An 18,440-nucleotide genomic window follows, 5' to 3' on the forward strand; every position below is an offset into this window, starting at 1 on the left:
AGGTTTTAAAATGGCTGAACGTCTGAATAATGACTTCCAGTTCATCGAGGTCGGGCGCAAGGATCCGAAGAAGAAACTGTTGCGTCAACGCAAGAAAGAGTTCGTGGAGATCTACGAACCCTTCAAACCCCAGCAGTCGGCCGACCAGGCCCACCGCTGCCTGGGTTGCGGTAACCCGTATTGCGAGTGGAAGTGCCCGGTGCACAACTTCATTCCCAACTGGCTGAAACTGGTGGCCGAGGGCAACATCCTCCAGGCCGCCGAACTGTCGCACCAGACTAATACCCTGCCGGAAGTCTGCGGCCGGGTTTGCCCGCAGGACCGTCTGTGCGAGGGTGCCTGCACCCTTAACGACGGCTTCGGCGCGGTGACCATCGGTTCGGTGGAGAAGTACATCACCGACACCGCGTTCGCCATGGGCTGGCGCCCGGACATGTCCAAGGTCAAACCGACCGGCAAGCGTGTCGCGATCATCGGTGCCGGGCCTGCGGGCCTGGGTTGTGCCGACGTGCTGGTGCGCGGCGGCGTGACCCCGGTGGTGTTCGACAAGAACCCGGAAATCGGTGGCCTGCTGACCTTCGGTATTCCCGAGTTCAAGCTGGAAAAGACCGTGCTGAGCAATCGTCGCGAAGTCTTCACAGGCATGGGCATCGAGTTCCGCCTCAACACCGAAGTGGGCAAGGACGTGACCATGGAGCAACTGCTCGAAGAATACGATGCCGTATTCATGGGCATGGGCACCTACACCTACATGAAGGGCGGTTTCGCCGGGGAAGACCTGCCGGGCGTGTACGACGCGCTGGACTTCCTGATCGCCAACGTCAACCGCAACCTGGGCTTTGAAAAGTCGCCGGAAGATTTCGTCGACATGAAGGGCAAGAAGGTTGTGGTACTGGGCGGCGGCGACACGGCGATGGACTGCAACCGTACGTCGATCCGCCAGGGCGCCAAGTCGGTGACCTGCGCCTATCGTCGTGACGAAGCAAACATGCCGGGCTCGCGCAAAGAGGTGAAGAACGCCAAGGAAGAAGGCGTGAAATTCCTCTACAACCGCCAGCCGATCGCCATCGTTGGCGAGGACAAGGTCGAAGGTGTGAAGGTGGTCGAGACCCGTCTCGGCGAACCGGACGCTCGTGGCCGTCGCAGCCCCGAGCCGATCCCGGGCTCCGAAGAGATCATCCCGGCCGACGCCGTGGTCATCGCCTTCGGTTTCCGTCCAAGCCCGGCGCCGTGGTTCGAGCAGTTCGAAATCCAGACCGACAGCCAGGGCCGTGTTGTGGCGCCTGAGCAAGGTCAGTACAAGCACCAGACCAGCAACCCGAAAATCTTCGCCGGTGGCGACATGGTGCGCGGTTCGGACCTGGTAGTGACGGCGATCTTCGAAGGCCGTAATGCGGCGGAAGGGATCCTGGATTACCTGGGCGTGTAACCAAGCGACACAAAACCTGTAGGAGCGAGCCTGCTCGCGATAGCGGTGAATCAGTCACAGTTGGAATGACTGACACTCCGCCATCGCGAGCAGGCTCACTCCTACAGTTGTTTCTCGGCGTTGCAAAAATCAGTATTTCATTGCGACAAATTGACCCGATAGACAAAAGGCTGACCTGCAACCGTGCCTTTTGCGTCCGGCTCTGAGAAAATGCCCTCACTTTTTTTCCGGATGCCGACATGACTGCCCTGAAGAACGACCGTTTCCTGCGCGCCCTGCTCAAGCAACCCGTAGACGTCACCCCCGTGTGGATGATGCGTCAGGCCGGTCGCTACCTGCCTGAATACCGCGCCAGCCGTGCCAAGGCCGGCGATTTCATGAGCCTGTGCATGAACCCGGCGTTCGCTTGCGAAGTCACAATGCAACCGCTGGACCGTTATCCGCAACTGGATGCGGCCATTCTCTTTTCCGACATCCTGACCATCCCCGATGCCATGGGCCAGGGCCTGTATTTCGAAACCGGCGAAGGTCCGCGCTTCAAGAAAGTCGTCAGCACCCTGGCCGACATCGAAGCCCTGCCGATTCCTGATCCGCACAAAGACCTGGGCTACGTGATGGATGCGGTCAGCACCATCCGTCGTGAACTGAACGGCCGTGTGCCGCTGATTGGTTTCTCGGGCAGCCCGTGGACCCTGGCCACCTACATGGTCGAAGGCGGCTCGTCGAAAGACTACCGCAAGACCAAAACCATGCTCTACGACAACCCGCAAGCCTTGCACCTGCTGCTGGACAAGCTCGCGCAGACGGTCACCAGCTACCTCAACGGCCAGATCATGGCCGGCGCACAAGCGGTGCAGATCTTCGACAGCTGGGGCGGCAGCCTGTCGGCTGCGGCGTACCAGGAGTTCTCCCTGGCCTACATGAAGAAAATCGTCAGCGGTCTGATCCGCGAGCATGAAGGTCGCAAGGTGCCGGTGATCCTGTTCACCAAGAACGGCGGCCTATGGCTGGAAAGCATCGCCGATACTGGCGCCGACGCACTGGGCCTGGACTGGACCTGCGACATCGGCAACGCCCGCGCCCGTGTCGGCGACAAGGTCGCGCTGCAAGGCAATATGGACCCGACCGTGCTCTACGCAAAACCGGAAGCCATCCGTACCGAAGTCGGGCGCATCCTGGCCAGCTACGGCAAAGGCAGCGGCCACGTGTTCAACCTCGGCCATGGCATCACGCCGGAAGTCGATCCGGAACATGCTGGTGCATTCCTGCGCGCGGTGCATGAGCTGTCGGCGCAGTATCACGAATAGCGATTGCCCGTTTAAAAAAACCTGTCCCGCCTCGTGCCGGACAGGTTTTTTTTGCGCCGTTTAGAAGCTCAATCGATGTAAGAATGTTTTCTTTCTTTGTCGGAGCGAGGAATGGAGAGACTGTTCCTGCCTCACGCGGTGATTACTCCTACATAGAATTTTCTTCCATCCCCGTAAGGTTCCAGGCTCTTGTCCGGCGTATCGCCGAACAGTCACGAAGCGAACATGGGCGCCCACAAGGCGCCCTGTTTTCGATAAGACGTCTGGAATACATCATGAAAATTAAATTTGATAAGAGGAGTGCATTAACCGCCTGCACTTCATCGATGATCCTGTTATCGGCAATGCTGGCCTCTCAAACCGTTTCCGCCCATGGCTATCTGGAAGTGCCGCCTTCGCGCGCTTTGGCTTGCCAGAAGGGATTGAACACCAACTGCGGTGGTGCCCAGTACGAGCCGCAGAGCGTCGGTGAAACCTTCAAAGGCTTTCCGGCGGGCGTCGGCGGTGCTCCCTTGCAGGGGCCGGTCGATGGCAAGATCGCCAGCGGTGGTCACTCGCTGTTCTCTGCCATGGATGCACAGTCCGCCACCCGTTGGCACCTGACGGAAATCAAGGACCGCAACATCGATTTCAAGTGGCATTACACAGCGGTTCACCCGGCCACCAAACACGAGTATTTCATCACCCGCAACGGCTGGAATCCGAACGAATCGCTCAAGCGCGCCACTTTCGAAAGCGCGCCGTTCTGCACCATCGACGGTGGCAATCAGCGTCCTGAGTCCAGCGACAAGCACAACTGCAACATTCCGGCAGACAAGTCCGGGCACCACGCCGTCCTGGCCATCTGGACCGTCGGTGACACCGATGCAGCGTTTTACAACGTGGCAGACGTGAACATCCTGGCCGAACCGGATCTGCCGGGCGGCTGGTCCTCGGTAGGCGGCATTGCTCCATCGACCGCGTTGCTGGTGGGTGACAAGGTCAAGGCCCGCGCGTTCTCCGCCAATGGCGAGAGCCCGGACTACAGCGTCGAAATCAGCATCGATAACGCTGAAGAAGGGTCAGCGCAAAACTGGTCGTTCAAGTTGGCGGAAAAAATCAACGCGACCCACAAGCTCATCCGTGCCGGCATTCGTGATGAGAACGGCAACATCGAACCGATCCGGGGTAACAACACGCTGTACGCACAAAAAGAAAGCGGTGTAACCCGCTACGAAGTGCAGCTGGACATGAAGGAAGACACCGCTGCGCGCATGTCGGTGGCCTCGCAGCAAGCCGAATACGTTCTGGATAAAGGCCGGGCCAAGGTCGAGTTCAGCATGATTGCGAACCGCTCGATGAACGTCGAAGCCACCTTGCTCGATCAGAACAACAAACCGGTTGGCACCGCGTCGGCACAGGTGGCCAGTGGCTCCACCTCGCTGTCCATGGATGTGCGCAGCAACCCGGGCGCACACACTCTGACCCTGGTTGGCACCACCCTGGATGGCCGCACCACCCGTCAGGATACCCAGACCTCCAAACTGACCGGTGAAGGCGCCAGCATCGAGTACGACTTCGTGTTCCCTGAAGGCATCAGCGACTACACCGCCGGCACCAAGGTGCTGCATCCGAAGACCAACGAAGTCTTTGAGTGCAAGCCATTCCCTGAGTCGGGTTACTGCAAGCAGTACAGCCCCACCGCCAACGGCTTCGAACCGAGTGTCGGTGCTCACTGGCACATGGCGTGGAACAAGTTGTAAGTCCCCCTTGTAGCACTTCAGGCGATCGGTAACCGATCGCCTGAAGGTTTACATCCTCTGATGTCGATCGAGTTGAAAATGGCGCTTTCAGGTTGTTCAAGGCAGCGTGTAATGCTGCAGCGAATGTCTTTTCGGCTGTGCGGCGAGCGACTTGAGTGAGCCCAAGATGATGTTTTCGCGCGAGCGTTTGAGCTGGCTTGCTTTGCGTCTGTGCAAAGGTTGCCTGCTGGTTGTGCCGCTGGTCTACGGGGCATTTCTGGGTTGGCAGGAGTGGCGCTATCGCGAACAGTTGGTGTTACCAACACCGGTCGAAACATCGCGAACCGCTCCCGCGCGCCCTCAAGCGCTCGATGCAACGGCGGTTGCAACAGTGCTCGGCCTGACGACTGACGCCGACCGGCTGCCAAGTGCCGAACCCTTGACCCTGCAAGCGAGCTTCGTTGTCACCCACGGTTTGTCCCGGGTGTTGTTGGCGGACTCGCAAGGCGCGCGTATCTACCAGGTCGGCGAGCGATTGCCCGGTGGCAGCGTCTTGCGTCGCGTCGAGCCAGATCACGCGGTTTTGTGGAGCAAGGGCCGAGAGGAACTGTTGACACTCCAGCCTCCCGTCACGGGTTTTCTGCAACGGCTCGACCCCGACGGCAAGTCGACTGTCCCCAGTGCTTCACCGCGTTTTTTGCGCCCGCTTGCCGGGCAGTCAGAGTGATCATGTCCATGAATAGCTTTCCCGGTGCACGCGCCCTGCGGTCTGTGCTTTTTTCCGTCGCCATGGCGCTAACGCTCAACCACGGCGCACTTCTGGCCGCCGAAGAAAAATGGCAACTGGCGATGAACAACGCAGAGCTGCGCGACATCGTCGAAGAGATCTCCAGCATTCTGGGGACCACCGTGGTGCTGGACCCCAAAGTCTCTGGTCGCGTCACGGTCATGTCCCGGCAGGCCCTCGATCGTGAAGGCGTGCGCCGGTTGTTCTATTCGGTGCTCGACGCCCACAACTTCACGGTGATCGATGAGGGCGATCGGATCCTCATCACCCCCGTCGCCGAGGCCAAGACCCGGGCCGGCCAGGGCACGGTAAAAACCACCACGGCGTCGCAGTTCGTGACCGAAGTCATCGGCTTGAACACCAGTAGCGCTTCCGATATTGCCGGGCTGGTGCGGCCATTGGTTTCTGCCAGCGGTTATGTCGGCCCTTCGGTGTCGGCCAACGCGTTGGTGCTGACCGATACGGCTGCCAATGTGACGCGCATCGCCCGGGTGATCCGCGAACTGGACTCCGGTCAGAACAACCTGCACGCGGTGGTCCAGCTCAAGCATGCCCTGGCAGGCGATGTCGCGCCGGTGATCGAGGCATCCATGGGCAAGCGCAATGCCGAGTCAGCGATACAGGTACTGGCCGACACCAGGACCAATCGCCTGATTTTCATTGGCCCGCCAGTCGTTCGCCAGCGCTTGATCGAGCTGGCCCGAGGTCTGGATACGCCGGCCACCACGACCCTCGACAATGCCCGTGTGATTCGCCTGCGCCACAGTGATGCCAAGCAGTTGGCCGAGATTCTGGAATCGATGGGGCAGGGCAGAAAGCAGGCGCCCACCGTCGGCAGCGCCAAAGATTCGTCCGGCGGTGCAAGCTTCATGATCAAGGCCGACGAAAGCCAGAACGCGTTGGTGCTGATTGCTGAACCGGCGCAGGTGCGGACCATCGAAAACATCGTGCGTCAGTTGGACCAGCCACGGGCCCAGGTGTTGATCCATGCCGCCATCGTCGAAATCTCCGGCGACATCGCCGAGGCCGTCGGGGTGCAGTGGAATCTCAACACGGGCGACGCCAAGGGTTTCATCAACTTTCCCGGTACCGATATTCCGATCGTCGGCGGGTTGAAGTTCGACGAGAAAAGATCGGCGCCGGAAGGGGCGATCCTGCAACTGGGCAGTGACCGCTTCGGTGCGCTGATTTCGGCCCTGGCCAGCAATACCCACAGCAACTTGCTGTCCACGCCGAGCCTGTTGACCCTGGACAATCAGGAAGCCGAAATAATTGTCGGCCAGAACGTACCGTTCAAGACCGGCTCCTACGCCACCAACAGCAACGGCGCGGAGAATCCGTTCACCACCGTCGAGCGCAAGGACGTCGGCATCAGCCTGAAGATCAAGCCTTACATCAACGAAGGCTCGACGTTGCGCCTGGAGGTCGAGCAGGAGGTCTCGGACATCGCACCGTCGGTGTCAGGCATTGATTCCTCGGATCTGATCACCAACAAGCGAGCGCTCAAAAGCACCATCCTCGCCGACGATGGCGAAATCATCGTGATCGGCGGCTTGATCCGCGACAGCGTGCGCACCCAGAAAAGTGGCGTGCCGCTGTTGCGGGACATTCCCTACCTCGGTGCGATATTTCGCTGGAGCCGCGACACCCAGACCAAAAGCAACCTGATGGTGTTCTTGCGCCCGACTATCGTGCGCAGCAAGGAAGATCTGTCCCAGGTCAGCCAGCAGCGTTACAACGCGTTGCGTGACTTGAGCAAATCAGGGGCGGGGGAAAACAACTCGTTGTTGCTGCCATCCGAGGCGCGCGGGTTGTTCGAACCGACCAGCGACGCGCCGGTGTTCGATTTGCGCGGCAAGGCGCAGTGAATCCATGAGCGAACTCTGCGAGCAATTGCCCTTCGGCTTCGCCCGGCGTTTTGGTGTGTTGCTGGAGCATGACGGCGACGGCCTGCGCCTTGCCCTGCGCAGTGATGCGCCGCTCACCGCATTGGCGGAAGCGCGCCGGGTGTGCGGGCGGGCGTTGCCGTTTCAAATCGTCGGGGCCGATGAGTACGCCTCGCGCCTGGCGGCGGCCTATCGCGAGGGACACAGTGCGGTGGAGCAGGTTGCCCAAGGGCTGGACGAAGAACTGGACTTGCTCAGCCTGGTCGATCAGGTCCCGCAAACCGCCGACCTGCTGGAGCAACAGGGCGACGCACCGATCATTCGCCTGATCAACGCGCTACTTGGTGAAGCAGTGCGCGAGCATGCCTCGGATGTGCACCTGGAAACCTTCGAGCAATACCTTTCGGTGCGCATGCGGGTGGATGGCCAACTGCGTGAAATGCTCAGGCCCAAGCGCGAACTGGCGACCCTGCTGGTGTCGCGGATCAAGGTCATGGCGCGCCTGGATATCGCGGAAAAACGCGTGCCCCAGGATGGGCGAATGGCCTTGCGCCTGGCCGGGCATGAAGTCGATGTGCGGGTCTCGACGCTGCCTTCGGCCCATGGCGAACGGGTGGTGCTGCGCCTGCTCGACAAGCAGGCCGGGCGCCTGAACCTGCACCGGCTGGGCATGCCGGACGATACCCTCGCGGCCCTGCGCCATCTGTTGGGCAAACCCCACGGCATTCTGCTGGTGACCGGACCGACCGGCTCCGGCAAGACCACCAGCCTGTACGCCGCGCTGAGTAGCCTGAATGACCAGACCCGCAATATTCTCACGGTCGAAGACCCGATCGAATATCACCTGCCGGGTGTCGGCCAGATGCCGGTCAATCCGAAAGTGGACATGACCTTTGCCCGAGGCCTGCGGGCGATTTTGCGCCAGGACCCGGACGTGGTGATGGTCGGCGAAATCCGCGACCGCGAAACCGCCGAAATCGCTGTGCAGGCGTCCTTGACCGGGCATCTGGTGCTTTCGACCTTGCACACCAACAGCGCGGCCGGCGCCGTCACACGGCTGGTGGACATGGGTGTCGATGCCTACCTGCTGGCGTCCTCGCTGGTGGGCATTCTGGCCCAGCGCCTGCTGCGCACCTTGTGCCCCCATTGCAAGGTTTCGTACATCGCCGAAGCGGCGGCCTGCCAGCGCCTGGGGCTCGACACGGCCACGCCGCACACTCTGTTCAAAGCCTCGGGCTGTGAACAGTGCCAGCACGGCTATCGCGGGCGCATCGGCATTTACGAACTGATCAGCGTGACCCCCACTGTCTCGGCGCTGATCCATCAGGGCGCCAGTGAGCAAATCCTCTTCGACGAAACGCGCAAGGTCTCGCGCAGCCTGTTCCAGGACGGGCGTCAGCGGGTGCTGGAAGGATTGACCAGCCTCGATGAGTTGCTGCGCGTGACGCAGGAGAACTGACCGGTGCCGACCTTCGACTACCGCGCCCACGATTCCCTGGGACGATCCTGCAAGGGGCGACTGGAAGCCAATGGAGCCCGCCATGCGCGGCAACTGCTGCGTGAACGTGGCCTGTGGCCGCGAGCATTGAACGAAGTGAACGTCAGCAACGGCTCGGGCAAACAACCCCGTGGTCGGCGTTTGAGTGCGGCTGATCTGGCACTGCTGACCTTGCAACTGTCAACGCTGGTTCAGGCCGGACTGCCCCTTGAGGAAGCGCTCGATGCGGTGGCCAAACAAAGCTCGAAGCGCAAGGTCGCGGGCCTGCTCTCGGCGGTCAGGAGCCGGGTGATGGAAGGTCACGCCCTGGCCTCGGCGCTGGGGCAGTTTCCCAGGGCCTTCCCCGAGCTGTTCCGCGCCACCGTGGCCGCCGGCGAACGCTCGGGGCATCTGGGCCATGTGCTCGAGCAACTGGCGGCTTACACACAGGCCCGCCAGGCCTCTCGGCAAAAGATCCAGATGGCCCTGGTGTACCCGTTGATCCTGATGTTGGCCAGCGCAGCAATCGTCGGTTTTCTGCTCGGCTATGTGGTGCCGGATGTGGTGAAGATCTTCGTCGACAGCGGCCAGCCATTACCCTGGCTGACCCGGGCGCTGATCGGCGTGAGCGATGGCCTGCGCAACCACTTCCTGTTGTTGATGGGCGTGCTGGCGACGCTGTTCGGCCTGTGGCGCTGGAGTTGGCAGCAGCCGCAATGGCGCCTGCGCTGGCACCGTTGGGTGCTGAATGCGCCAGTCATCGGTGAAGTGCTGCGTGCCATGGAAGCCGCGCGGTTTGCCAGCACTCTGGCAATCCTCGGCAAAAGTGCCGTGCCGTTGGTGGACGCACTGGAAATTGCCGCCGCGGTCATCGGCAACCTGACCATTCGCGCGCGGATGGTCGATGTCGCCCGCTCCGTCCGTGAAGGCGGAACGCTGACCCGTGGCCTGGAACTGAGCGGGGACATCCCGCCGATGATGCTGCACATGATCGCCAGCGGCGAACGTGCCGGCGAGCTCGACCGCATGCTGGCCCGGGCCGCCGAACAACAGGAAAGCAGCCTCGCCGCGCGCATTGCACTGGTGGTGAGTCTCTTCGAGCCGGCCATGCTGGTGTTGATGGGCGGCGTCGTGCTGCTGATCGTCATGGCCATCCTGCTACCGATTCTCAGCCTCAACCAATTGGTGAATTGATCCATGCAACCTGTCCGCAAAACCCTTTCCCGCGCGCAACGCGGTTTTACCCTGATCGAAATCATGGTGGTGGTGGTCATCATCGGCGTGCTGGGGGCCATTGTGGTGCCGCAGTTCATGAGCCGTCCTGATCAGGCGAAGGTCACCGCCGCCAGAATCGATATCCAGGCCATCGCCACCGCCCTGGAGATGTATCGCCTCGACAACGCCCATTACCCTTCGACCCAGCAAGGCCTGGAAGCGTTGGTCAAACGTCCCTCCGGACTGCCTGCGGCACGGGGCTGGAACCCTCAGGGTTACCTCAAGAGCATGCCGGTCGACCCGTGGAACACGCCTTATCAGTACCTCAATCCGGGTGTGCGATCGGTAGATGGCACTTACGACCTGTACTCCCTGGGCGCCGATGGCGTAGCGGGCGGCGAAGGGTTTGCAGCCGAAATCGGCAATTGGGGCCATTGATCCGTGGGCTACCGCTGTCGGGGGTTTACCTTGCTGGAACTGATGATCGTGATGGTCCTGGTCGGCGTTTTGCTGGGCATGGTGAGCCTTGCCAGCGGGGGCAGTCCGGGGCGGGAGGTGAAGCAGGAAGCCGAGGCGATGATGCAGGTGATCCATCAGTTGCGTCAGCGCGCCGTGTTCGAAGGTCAAGAGTACGGCCTGAGGCTGAGTACCGATGGCTACCGGGCGATGCGCCTGGAGCTGCGCGGGTGGGAGCCGGTGGCGGCGCTTTCTCGCTGGCCCCTGAGCGTGCGAGTACGTTTTCAGCAGGACGGCTATGCGGTAGAGCTGGACGCTGACGAAGGACCGCCGCAGTTGCTGATATTCAGTAACGATGAAACCAGTGCCTTCACACTGACATTCGAGTCCGGCAACAGGACTTGGCTGAGCCTGTCCGGCGATGGCCTCGGCGAGGTGACGATCGATGGCTAGCCCGCGATCCTTGTCGTCCATGAGGGGGTTCACGCTGCTGGAGATCATGGTGGCCCTGGCGGTCTTCGCGACACTGGCGGCAGCCGTGCTGTCGGCCAGTCAATATGCGGTGAAGCAGCGCGGCGCCGTTGAGAATCGCCTGTTCGCGGCGTGGCTGGCGGACAACCGGTTGAACGAATTGCGCCTGCAATCCGGCCTGGTAGCCGGCCAGCAACAACAGATCGTGTCTATGGATCAGCGCGACTGGGTGCTGCATCAGCACATCAGCGCCACCCGTGATCCGCGCTTGCTCCAGGTCGACATTCTGGTCAGCCCGGCGAACAGTGCTCACGGTTTGTATCGTGCCAGCGGCTGGATACTCGCGGTTCATGAATAAGCAGCGCGGGTTCACCTTGCTGGAACTGGTTATCGCCATGGCCATCTTCGCCGTGCTGGGGCTGGCCAGTTGGGGCATGTTCGATAGCGTGCTGCGAGTGCAACAGGGCGCGACGGCTCACGAGCGAGAACTCAGAAGCCTGCAACGAGCCGTGGCGGTGATCGAGCGGGATCTGCTGCACATCACCGTACAGCCGATGGTGCTCGCACCGGCGCTTTTGCAGTTCCAGCGCAGTCACTGGCGCAATCCTCTGGACCAACCGCGCAGTGAGCGCCAGGCGCTGACCTATCGACTCGATGGCGGCGTGCTGTGGCGCGAAAGCCAGGGCGAAGGTACGGAGTTCGTGCAGCGGCAAAAACTGCTGGAAGGTGTGCGCGAGTTGAGCTGGCGTCTGTTCGACAACCAGTCCGGCTGGGTCGCCCTTTGGCCGGCAGGGCAGGATGCAAAGACGCCCTTGGCGTTGGAGGTGCAAGTCTCTGTCGGGCGCTTCGAATCGATCCGTCGGGTGTTGCCAGTGCCGGGTGCATTGCCATGAACGGGCACCAACGCGGCATTGCGTTGATCAGTGTATTGCTGGTCATGAGCCTGGCACTGCTGATCACCGGTGGCTTGTTGCGCAGCCATCACCTTGCGCTGCAAAGCAGTGGGCAACAGTTGCAGCAGATACAGCTGCGGCAACTCGCATCGGGCGGGGAAACCTGGGCGTTGTTGCTGTTGCGCGACGCGTTGCAGGACGCGAAAAAACCCGTCGAGCGGATTCAAGGCTGGACGGCCATGGCGCCGGGTTTCGAGGTTGAAGATGCGCAGATCCGCATCGATATCGACGACCTCGCCGGGCGCTTCAATCTCAATGCTTTGTTACGTCAGGGTAAGGTGGATCAGGTCACCCTCAATCGTTGGGCGCGCCTGCTCGAGCTGCTCGAACTGCCTCCCGTGCAACTTAGCCAGGTCGGGCCGCTGGTGGAACTGAGTCAGCTGCGCTTGCTGCCTGGCATTGACGCTCGCCTGCTGCAGCGACTGGAGCCCTGGGTGGCGCTGCTGCCCACCGACACCGCCTTGAACATCAACACCGCGCCGGCGCTGCTGTTGAGAACGCTCGGCGAGGTGGACGCCGCGACTGCCGAGGCGCTGGCCCGTCAGGCGGTAACGACGCCCTGGGCGAGCGTCCAGGCGTTTACCCAGGACTCGTTGCTCTCCGGGCAGGGCTTGAACAGCCACGGACTTGGCACCCAAAGCCGCTGGTATCGGATCAGCGTGCAGGTGACCCGGGACGGGCGCGAACTGCTCCTGGCCACGGATGTCGGGCACGACCCCAAGACTCGACAACTGACGGTGCTGCAACGACGTTTTCTTCCCATGAGTAGCCACGAGAGACCGCGATGAACACTTGGCTTTACCTGACCGCAGAGGGCCAGGATGCGCCATCCAGCCGCTGGCCCTGCGTCCTGTGGTCGCCAACCCTTCAACGTCAGCCGATGCCGTTGAATCAGGCGGCCTCGGCATTGCAGGGGCAGGCGGTCGATGTGCTGCTGCCCATGGAAATGTGCAGTTGGGTTCGCAGCGAGCCATGGCCGGCGCGACGCAGGCCCGAAGCCCAGGCCATGGCCTACGCCGTGGAAGATCAACTGAGTGAAGCGCTGGAGGTTGTGCATCTGAGCGTTGGCGCTCGTGATCGTGACGGCTGCTACCCGGTCATGGTCATTGGCCGTGAACGGTTGGCCGACGTGCTCGACTTGCTGCGCGAGGCAGGTATTGAGGTGCGCGGGGTGTTCGTCGATGCCGATGTGTTGTCCGGCGATCAGCCGTGCGGCGCATGGTGGTTCGGTCGCTGGTTGTTGGGTGCAGGCCTGTCGGCGCGCCTGGCGATTTCGCAAGACGACCTGGCGCTGCTCACTCCGTTATTGCCCAAGGACATGCAATGGCTGGACGAGCGTGAGGCCCCTGCAGTCGTCGACCAATGCCTGACCCACCGCCCAACCCGGGCCATCAACCTGCTGCAAGGCGCATTCGCCCCACGGGGCAAGCGTCTGCCCTGGCGTGCCGGCGGGTGGGCGCTGTTGATGCTGGCGCTGTTGACCTGGGGGGCCAGCGAAACGCGGATCCGCTTCCTCGACAGCGAAGCCCGCCGCCTGGCCACCCAAAATGAACAGCGATTCAAGGCGCTTTACCCCGAGCAAAGCCGCATCGTCGATATTGCAGCGCAACTCAAGGCCCTGCAAAGCCAGCCTGTGGATTCGCAAAACACCCGCATTGCAGGGCTGGTCCAGTTGATCGAGCAGGTGATTGGCGCCAGCCCGGTCGAAGTCCGGCGCATCGAGTTTCGAGCAGGCGAAGGCTGGAAAATCCAACTGACCGCCAGCGGCTTTACCGAGCTGGAGCAATTGCGTGAACGCGGACGACAACAAGGCATGCCCGTCCGGCTCGATAGCGCAAACAAAGCCGCTGACCGGGTGCACGCCACCCTCACCGTGGAGGACGGGGCATGAAGCAGGCATGGCGGCGCATGTCCGCGCGCGAACAACGGCTGTTGCAGGTGTCGGGGGCTTTTTTGTTGGCGGTCGTGGCTTTCAGCCTGATCTGGCAACCGACCCGGCAGCGGCTGGAAACTGTCGAGCGACAATACCAACAGCAGGCGGGGCTGGCCGCGCAACTGCAACGGGCGTTACCGCGCAGCCATGTCCCCGTCGACAGCGAAAAACCGCTATCGCTGCGCATCAGCGAAAGCGCCGCGGCAGCAGGGCTGGAAATCCGTCAGATGGAGAGCGACAGCGATCTGCTGCGCCTGACCCTCAATGGCAACGCACAGCCGTTGATGCAGTGGCTCGACGGCATGGAGCGCAACGGTGTCGCGTTGCAATCGCTGACCCTGGAAAAACGTGACGGTGCCCTGGAGGCGCGGCTGGTGCTCAGGTAGTCGAGGTGTACTGTGGCAGCAACGGCAACTTCGCCAGCTTCAACGCGATCAGCAGTGCAATCACCAGCAGCGTGCCGATGAACAACCCTATCCCGTTCCAGCCGCCCATATGCCAGAAAACGCCACCTGCCGTTCCGGCGATGCTCCCACCGGCGTAATAGCTGAACAGGTACAGCGACGACGCCTGCCCCTTGGCCCTGGTCGCGCGGCGGCCGATCCAGCTGCTGGCCACCGAGTGGGCGCCAAAGAAGCCGAAGGTGAACACCAGCATGCCGATGATCACCAGCGGCAATGGTGTGAACATCGTCAGGGCGAGACCTGCGATCATCAGCGCGATGGTGCTCCAGAGCACTTTGCGGCGACCGAGTTTGTCGGCCAGCGAGCCGATTTTCGCTGAGCTGTAGATGCCCGACAGGTACACCACCGACAGCAGCCCGACGAAGGCCTGTTCCATATGGTACGGCGCGGCCAGCAGGCGATAGCCGATGTAGTTGAACAACGTGACGAACGCGCCCATCAACACAAAGGCTTCAAGAAACAGCAGCGGCAGGCCGGCGTCGCGAAAGTGCATGGTGAAACCGTCGAGCAGGCTGCGCGGGTGCAGCGAGCGGGCGCGGAAGTTGCGCGATTCCGGGAGGATTTTCCAGAACACCGCTGCAGCAATCAGCGCCAGGCCACCGATCACCAGCATCGCCGTGTGCCAGCTGACGAAGTCGATCAATACCCCGGTGATCAAGCGTCCGCTCATCCCGCCAATCGCGTTGCCACCGATGTACAGACCCATGGCGAGGCCGATGTGCTGTGGGTGGATCTCTTCGCTCAAGTAAGTCATCGCAACCGCGGCCAGACCGCTCAACGACAATCCAATCAGCGCACGCATCAGCAGCACGCCGTGCCAGCTCGGCATCATTGCACTGGCCATGGTGCACAGCGCAGCGGCGAACAGCGCGGCCACCATCACCGGTTTACGCCCGATACGGTCGGAAATGGGGCCGGTGATCAGCAGGCCGATGGCAAGCATGCCGGTGGCGATAGACAGGATCAGGCTGCTCTGCGCCGCGTTGATGGAATACTCGTCGGACAGCAGCGGCATCATCGGCTGCACGCAGTAGAGCAGGGCGAAAGTCGCGAAGCCGCCGCAGAACAACGCCAGCACCGTGCGCATGAACGCCGGCGTGCCTTTTTCGATGTAGATCTCCGCCAGCTCAGCGGCGATAGCGTCCGGCGCTGAAGGTGAAACTTCATGGGCGAGTGGGGCGACAGCAGTTTTCACGGGGGACCTCGGAGGGCGCAGCCGGTCAGGCAATGAAAAAAGCATATAGCTGGCTAATGATTCAATCCAATATATTGTTCGACCTGTTTGATAGCTTTAACGACCTAATGGGGTTTCCATGGAATTGCGTCATCTGCGCTACTTCATCGCCGTCGCCGAAGAACTGCACTTCGGCCGCGCCGCACAGGTGCTGGGCATCTCGCAACCGCCGTTGAGCCAGCAGATTCAAGCGCTGGAACAGGAAGTCGGCGCACGGCTGTTCGAACGTACCAATCGTCGGGTCGAGCTGAGCGAGGCCGGCCGGCTGTTTCTGGAGGAGGCGCGGCTGGTGCTGGCGCAGGTCGACAAGGCGGCGGATGTCGCGCGACGGGCGCAATTGGGCGAGCTGGGTGAACTGAAAATCGGCTTCACCTCGTCGGCCCCGTTCAACTCGACCATTCCCCAGGCGATTTTCTCTTTTCGCCAGCGCTTCCCGGCGGTGCACTTGAACCTGCGGGAAATGAGCAGCACCCAGGTGGCCGATGCGCTGGTGGACGAATCGATTGAAGTCGGCATCATGCGCCCGCTCGGGTTGCCGGATTGCCTCAGTGTGGTCGAATTGATGCGCGAGCCGCTGGTCGCGGTGCTCAGCTCCAAGCACCCGTTGGTAGAGGGCAGCGAGGAGGGTTTGTTTCTGTCAGCCCTGGCGCTTGAACCCTTTGTGTTTTTTCCGCGCAGCTACGGCAGCGGTCTCTACGCTCAGTTGCTCAGCCTGGCCCGGGACGCCGGATTCAGCCCGCACTTCGCCCAGGAGGCCGGAGAGGCGATGACCATCATCGGGCTGGTGGCGGCGGGGCTCGGCGTTTCGGTGCTGCCGGCGTCTTATCAGCGGATGCGCATCGACGGTGTGGTCTACCGCCCGCTGCTCGATCCGGCGGCGGTGTCGGCGGTATGGCTGGTGCAGCGCAAGGATCAGAAGTCGGCGATGGCGCGGGCGTTTGTCGAACTGCTGACGAGGAAGGTTGAGCCGTTGCAGGCGTGACTATTTTCAATGGTTGGCTCTGACTACCGAACATCGAATGATCAGAAATCCGGATTGAGCGGGTGTAGCTCAAGCGCTACACTTCGCGCATGACGGAGATCCTTCGAAGTTCTACATTCTCAGGCTGGCTAACAAAGCTGGCCGATAGCCGCGCCAGGATGCGTATTCAGGTGCGGATTGACCGCATGGCTGACGGGCATTTTGGAGATGTCAAAGATATCGGAGAAGGATTGAGTGAAGCACGAATCGACTATGGTCCTGGGTATCGGATCTATTTCATGCAACAAGGCCGTCAGTTGATCATTCTCCTGTGTGGTGGAGACAAAAGCAGCCAACCTCGTGATATCAAACAAGCCAGGCTTATTGCGAAATCCTGGCAGGAGCAAAACCCATGACCGAACAATTCACTCGCTGGGACTCTGCCGAGTACCTCAAGACCGAAGAGGACATGGCAAATTATCTGGACGCTTGCATGGAAGAGGCGGGGGATGATCCGGCGTTCATCGCCAAAGCTCTCGGGACCATTGCACGAGCTCGCGGCATGACTCAGGTCGCGCGCGATGCGGGGCTTTCTCGAGAAAACCTTTACCGTGCATTGTCGGGTGATGGGAATCCAGAGTTCGGCACCATACTGAAAGTCATCAAGGCTTTGGGACTCAAGTTACATGCCAGTACGTGAAGGATTGAATCAAATACCAAGACAATCAATCTGCGAATGGGCGCCCAAAAGGCGCCTTATTCATTTCAGTTGGCCACACCAATTGGCATTGGTGAGCGTTTTGTTCGAGTGGATTTTGAGTGGTGGCCTTTAGCCTTGATCGGGTCGGCCGATAATTGTTTCTGCATTCATCAAACTATGGAGAAACAGGATGTTCAAGCAGTTAACCTTCACCGCTTTGCTGGCACTGACCGCTCTGACTGGTGGTTGTGCTTCGGTAAAAATGGCCGATGAAAGCCAGGACGCCCAGGCTAAAACCTTCCAGGTCGCTCCAGACAAAGCCCACATCTACGTGTATCGCAACGAAAGCATGGGCGCAGGCGTGAAAATGCCGGTTGCCCTTAACGGCAAACCCGTCGGCGAGACAGTCGCCAAGTCCTACCTGATGCTGGCCGTCCCGGCCGGTCAGCAGACCTTGGTGTCTTCCGCGGAAAACGATTCGGAACTGAAACTCACCGCTGAAGCGGGCAAAAATTACTTTGTCTGGCAGGAAGTGAAAGTGGGTTTCATCAAGGCGCGTAACAGCCTGCAAGTCGTCGACGACCAGACAGGCCGCGCCGGCGTCGCTGAAAGCAAACTGATCCAAGCTCAGTAAGCGTTCCGACAACCCCCGCACACAGCGCGGGGGTTGATTCGCTTCGTCCGAGAGAACACCAAAAAGCCCACCTGTACGGACCCGGAATGTCCAACCCAGCAGGAAGCTTCACCCCCAATCGTGGGACATTTCCGAAATCTCTCGGACAGGCTACAGTGCCTTGCGACGTTGCCTGCAACTACTCCAGAATCCGCCGGCTTGTGCGCTTTGAGGGCCATCGCTAACTTGATTCGTGTCACTGATGGTCAGTGATCGGGTTTAGCAGCCCGTGTCCACAATGAAGCGCATTTGCGCTCCTGATAGGCAGGTATATCCATACCTGCTTTTGACGGTAGCTGTGCGCAGGGCGCCTTCGGGCGCGCCGGTTTCATCGTGGCCCGGTCTGCTAACCTGCGTACAGCTGCCACCCTTTTGATTCGTAGCGACTCGGTGTCGGCTCCACTTGTCTGGGCACTGAATCATGACCAATAAAGCAAAAAATCCGCCGGACACTCCACGCCAATCCAGCAATATCTTCTTGATCGCCCCAGATATCGACAACCACACTCTGCTGGAGTACGCATGTGTGTCACTGGCATCAGCCAATGTCATGGCGAGTGATTTCGCGAGGAGTTTGAACGGATCACAGAGCAACACCCTGCTGGGCATTCAGCAGTCGATCATGCTGGGGGAAATGGCGGTGAATCGGGTGCTGGATAACCTCGACCCACCGTAAACCTCTGTAGGAGCAGCCGGTCGACGCTCGATTGCTCGCGAAAAACGTCCGGGCAGCGCGTTCATTCAGGCAGCACGCGTTATCGTTGACGTCCATC

20 protein-coding genes are annotated in these 18,440 nt (G+C 60.9%); 19 read left to right on the forward strand and 1 reads right to left on the reverse strand.

Features of this window, described 5'->3' with window-relative positions:
- Positions 1-10 precede the first annotated feature (10 nt).
- From AC3IX1_RS02120 to AC3IX1_RS02185, 14 genes are all read left to right on the forward strand, one after another.
- Positions 11-1,429: an FAD-dependent oxidoreductase gene (locus AC3IX1_RS02120; protein ID WP_007975602.1), complete on the forward strand. Its 1,419-nt coding sequence runs from the start codon at positions 11-13 to the stop codon at positions 1,427-1,429.
- A gap of 239 nt (positions 1,430-1,668) precedes the next feature.
- Positions 1,669-2,736 (forward strand): uroporphyrinogen decarboxylase, encoded by a 1,068-nt coding sequence (hemE, locus tag AC3IX1_RS02125; protein ID WP_489386940.1) that lies wholly within the window; start codon positions 1,669-1,671, stop codon positions 2,734-2,736.
- Between the two features lie 275 nt (positions 2,737-3,011).
- Positions 3,012-4,478 carry an N-acetylglucosamine-binding protein GbpA gene (gbpA, locus tag AC3IX1_RS02130; protein ID WP_489386941.1) on the forward strand — a complete coding sequence of 489 codons (1,467 nt, stop codon included), beginning with the start codon at positions 3,012-3,014 and terminating at the stop codon, positions 4,476-4,478.
- A 166-nt stretch (positions 4,479-4,644) separates the two neighbouring features.
- Entirely contained in the window at positions 4,645-5,184 is a 540-nt protein-coding gene (locus AC3IX1_RS02135; RefSeq protein WP_489386942.1) for a hypothetical protein, read from the forward strand.
- A gap of 8 nt (positions 5,185-5,192) precedes the next feature.
- Positions 5,193-7,112 (forward strand): type II secretion system secretin GspD, encoded by a 1,920-nt coding sequence (gene gspD, locus AC3IX1_RS02140; RefSeq protein ID WP_489388677.1) that lies wholly within the window; start codon positions 5,193-5,195, stop codon positions 7,110-7,112.
- Positions 7,113-7,116: 4 nt separating this feature from the next.
- Positions 7,117-8,589 carry a type II secretion system ATPase GspE gene (gspE, locus tag AC3IX1_RS02145; protein ID WP_489386943.1) on the forward strand — a complete coding sequence of 491 codons (1,473 nt, stop codon included), beginning with the start codon at positions 7,117-7,119 and terminating at the stop codon, positions 8,587-8,589.
- Between the two features lie 3 nt (positions 8,590-8,592).
- Positions 8,593-9,801 carry a type II secretion system inner membrane protein GspF gene (gene gspF / locus AC3IX1_RS02150; RefSeq protein ID WP_489386944.1) on the forward strand — a complete coding sequence of 403 codons (1,209 nt, stop codon included), beginning with the start codon at positions 8,593-8,595 and terminating at the stop codon, positions 9,799-9,801.
- 3 nt (positions 9,802-9,804) lie between these two features.
- On the forward strand, positions 9,805-10,260 hold the full coding sequence (gspG, locus tag AC3IX1_RS02155) for a type II secretion system major pseudopilin GspG (RefSeq protein ID WP_489386945.1): 456 nt from the start codon (positions 9,805-9,807) through the stop codon (positions 10,258-10,260).
- A 3-nt stretch (positions 10,261-10,263) separates the two neighbouring features.
- Positions 10,264-10,731: a type II secretion system minor pseudopilin GspH gene (gene gspH, locus AC3IX1_RS02160; protein ID WP_489386946.1), complete on the forward strand. Its 468-nt coding sequence runs from the start codon at positions 10,264-10,266 to the stop codon at positions 10,729-10,731.
- Complete coding sequence (gene gspI / locus AC3IX1_RS02165; protein WP_489386947.1) at positions 10,724-11,107, forward strand: type II secretion system minor pseudopilin GspI; 384 nt, start codon at positions 10,724-10,726, stop codon at positions 11,105-11,107. The genes gspH and gspI overlap by 8 nt, the downstream gene beginning before the upstream one ends.
- Entirely contained in the window at positions 11,100-11,642 is a 543-nt protein-coding gene (locus tag AC3IX1_RS02170; RefSeq protein WP_489386948.1) for a type II secretion system protein GspJ, read from the forward strand. The genes gspI and AC3IX1_RS02170 overlap by 8 nt, the downstream gene beginning before the upstream one ends.
- Complete coding sequence (locus AC3IX1_RS02175; protein ID WP_489386949.1) at positions 11,639-12,490, forward strand: type II secretion system protein GspK; 852 nt, start codon at positions 11,639-11,641, stop codon at positions 12,488-12,490. Before AC3IX1_RS02170 ends, AC3IX1_RS02175 begins: the two co-directional genes overlap by 4 nt.
- Complete coding sequence (gene gspL, locus AC3IX1_RS02180; RefSeq protein ID WP_489386950.1) at positions 12,487-13,593, forward strand: type II secretion system protein GspL; 1,107 nt, start codon at positions 12,487-12,489, stop codon at positions 13,591-13,593. Before AC3IX1_RS02175 ends, gspL begins: the two co-directional genes overlap by 4 nt.
- Entirely contained in the window at positions 13,590-14,021 is a 432-nt protein-coding gene (locus AC3IX1_RS02185) for a type II secretion system protein M (RefSeq protein ID WP_489386951.1), read from the forward strand. Before gspL ends, AC3IX1_RS02185 begins: the two co-directional genes overlap by 4 nt.
- Here AC3IX1_RS02185 and AC3IX1_RS02190 read toward each other — a convergent pair.
- Positions 14,014-15,294: an MFS transporter gene (locus AC3IX1_RS02190; protein ID WP_489386952.1), complete on the reverse strand. Its 1,281-nt coding sequence runs from the start codon at positions 15,292-15,294 to the stop codon at positions 14,014-14,016. The genes AC3IX1_RS02185 and AC3IX1_RS02190 overlap by 8 nt on opposite strands.
- A gap of 118 nt (positions 15,295-15,412) precedes the next feature.
- Here AC3IX1_RS02190 and AC3IX1_RS02195 point away from each other — a divergent pair, with 118 nt between their 5' ends.
- From AC3IX1_RS02195 to AC3IX1_RS02215, 5 genes are all read left to right on the forward strand, one after another.
- Positions 15,413-16,315 carry a LysR family transcriptional regulator gene (locus AC3IX1_RS02195; RefSeq protein WP_489386953.1) on the forward strand — a complete coding sequence of 301 codons (903 nt, stop codon included), beginning with the start codon at positions 15,413-15,415 and terminating at the stop codon, positions 16,313-16,315.
- 89 nt (positions 16,316-16,404) lie between these two features.
- Complete coding sequence (locus AC3IX1_RS02200) at positions 16,405-16,710, forward strand: type II toxin-antitoxin system RelE/ParE family toxin (protein ID WP_489386954.1); 306 nt, start codon at positions 16,405-16,407, stop codon at positions 16,708-16,710.
- Positions 16,707-16,994 carry an addiction module antidote protein gene (locus AC3IX1_RS02205; protein ID WP_007974639.1) on the forward strand — a complete coding sequence of 96 codons (288 nt, stop codon included), beginning with the start codon at positions 16,707-16,709 and terminating at the stop codon, positions 16,992-16,994. Before AC3IX1_RS02200 ends, AC3IX1_RS02205 begins: the two co-directional genes overlap by 4 nt.
- Before the next feature lie 190 nt (positions 16,995-17,184).
- Entirely contained in the window at positions 17,185-17,628 is a 444-nt protein-coding gene (locus AC3IX1_RS02210; RefSeq protein ID WP_489386955.1) for a DUF2846 domain-containing protein, read from the forward strand.
- Positions 17,629-18,088: 460 nt separating this feature from the next.
- Positions 18,089-18,343: a DUF6124 family protein gene (locus AC3IX1_RS02215; protein ID WP_489386956.1), complete on the forward strand. Its 255-nt coding sequence runs from the start codon at positions 18,089-18,091 to the stop codon at positions 18,341-18,343.
- The last annotated feature ends 97 nt before the right edge of the window (positions 18,344-18,440 follow it).

It is taken from the genome of Pseudomonas sp. KH_046_2 (assembly GCF_057838985.1).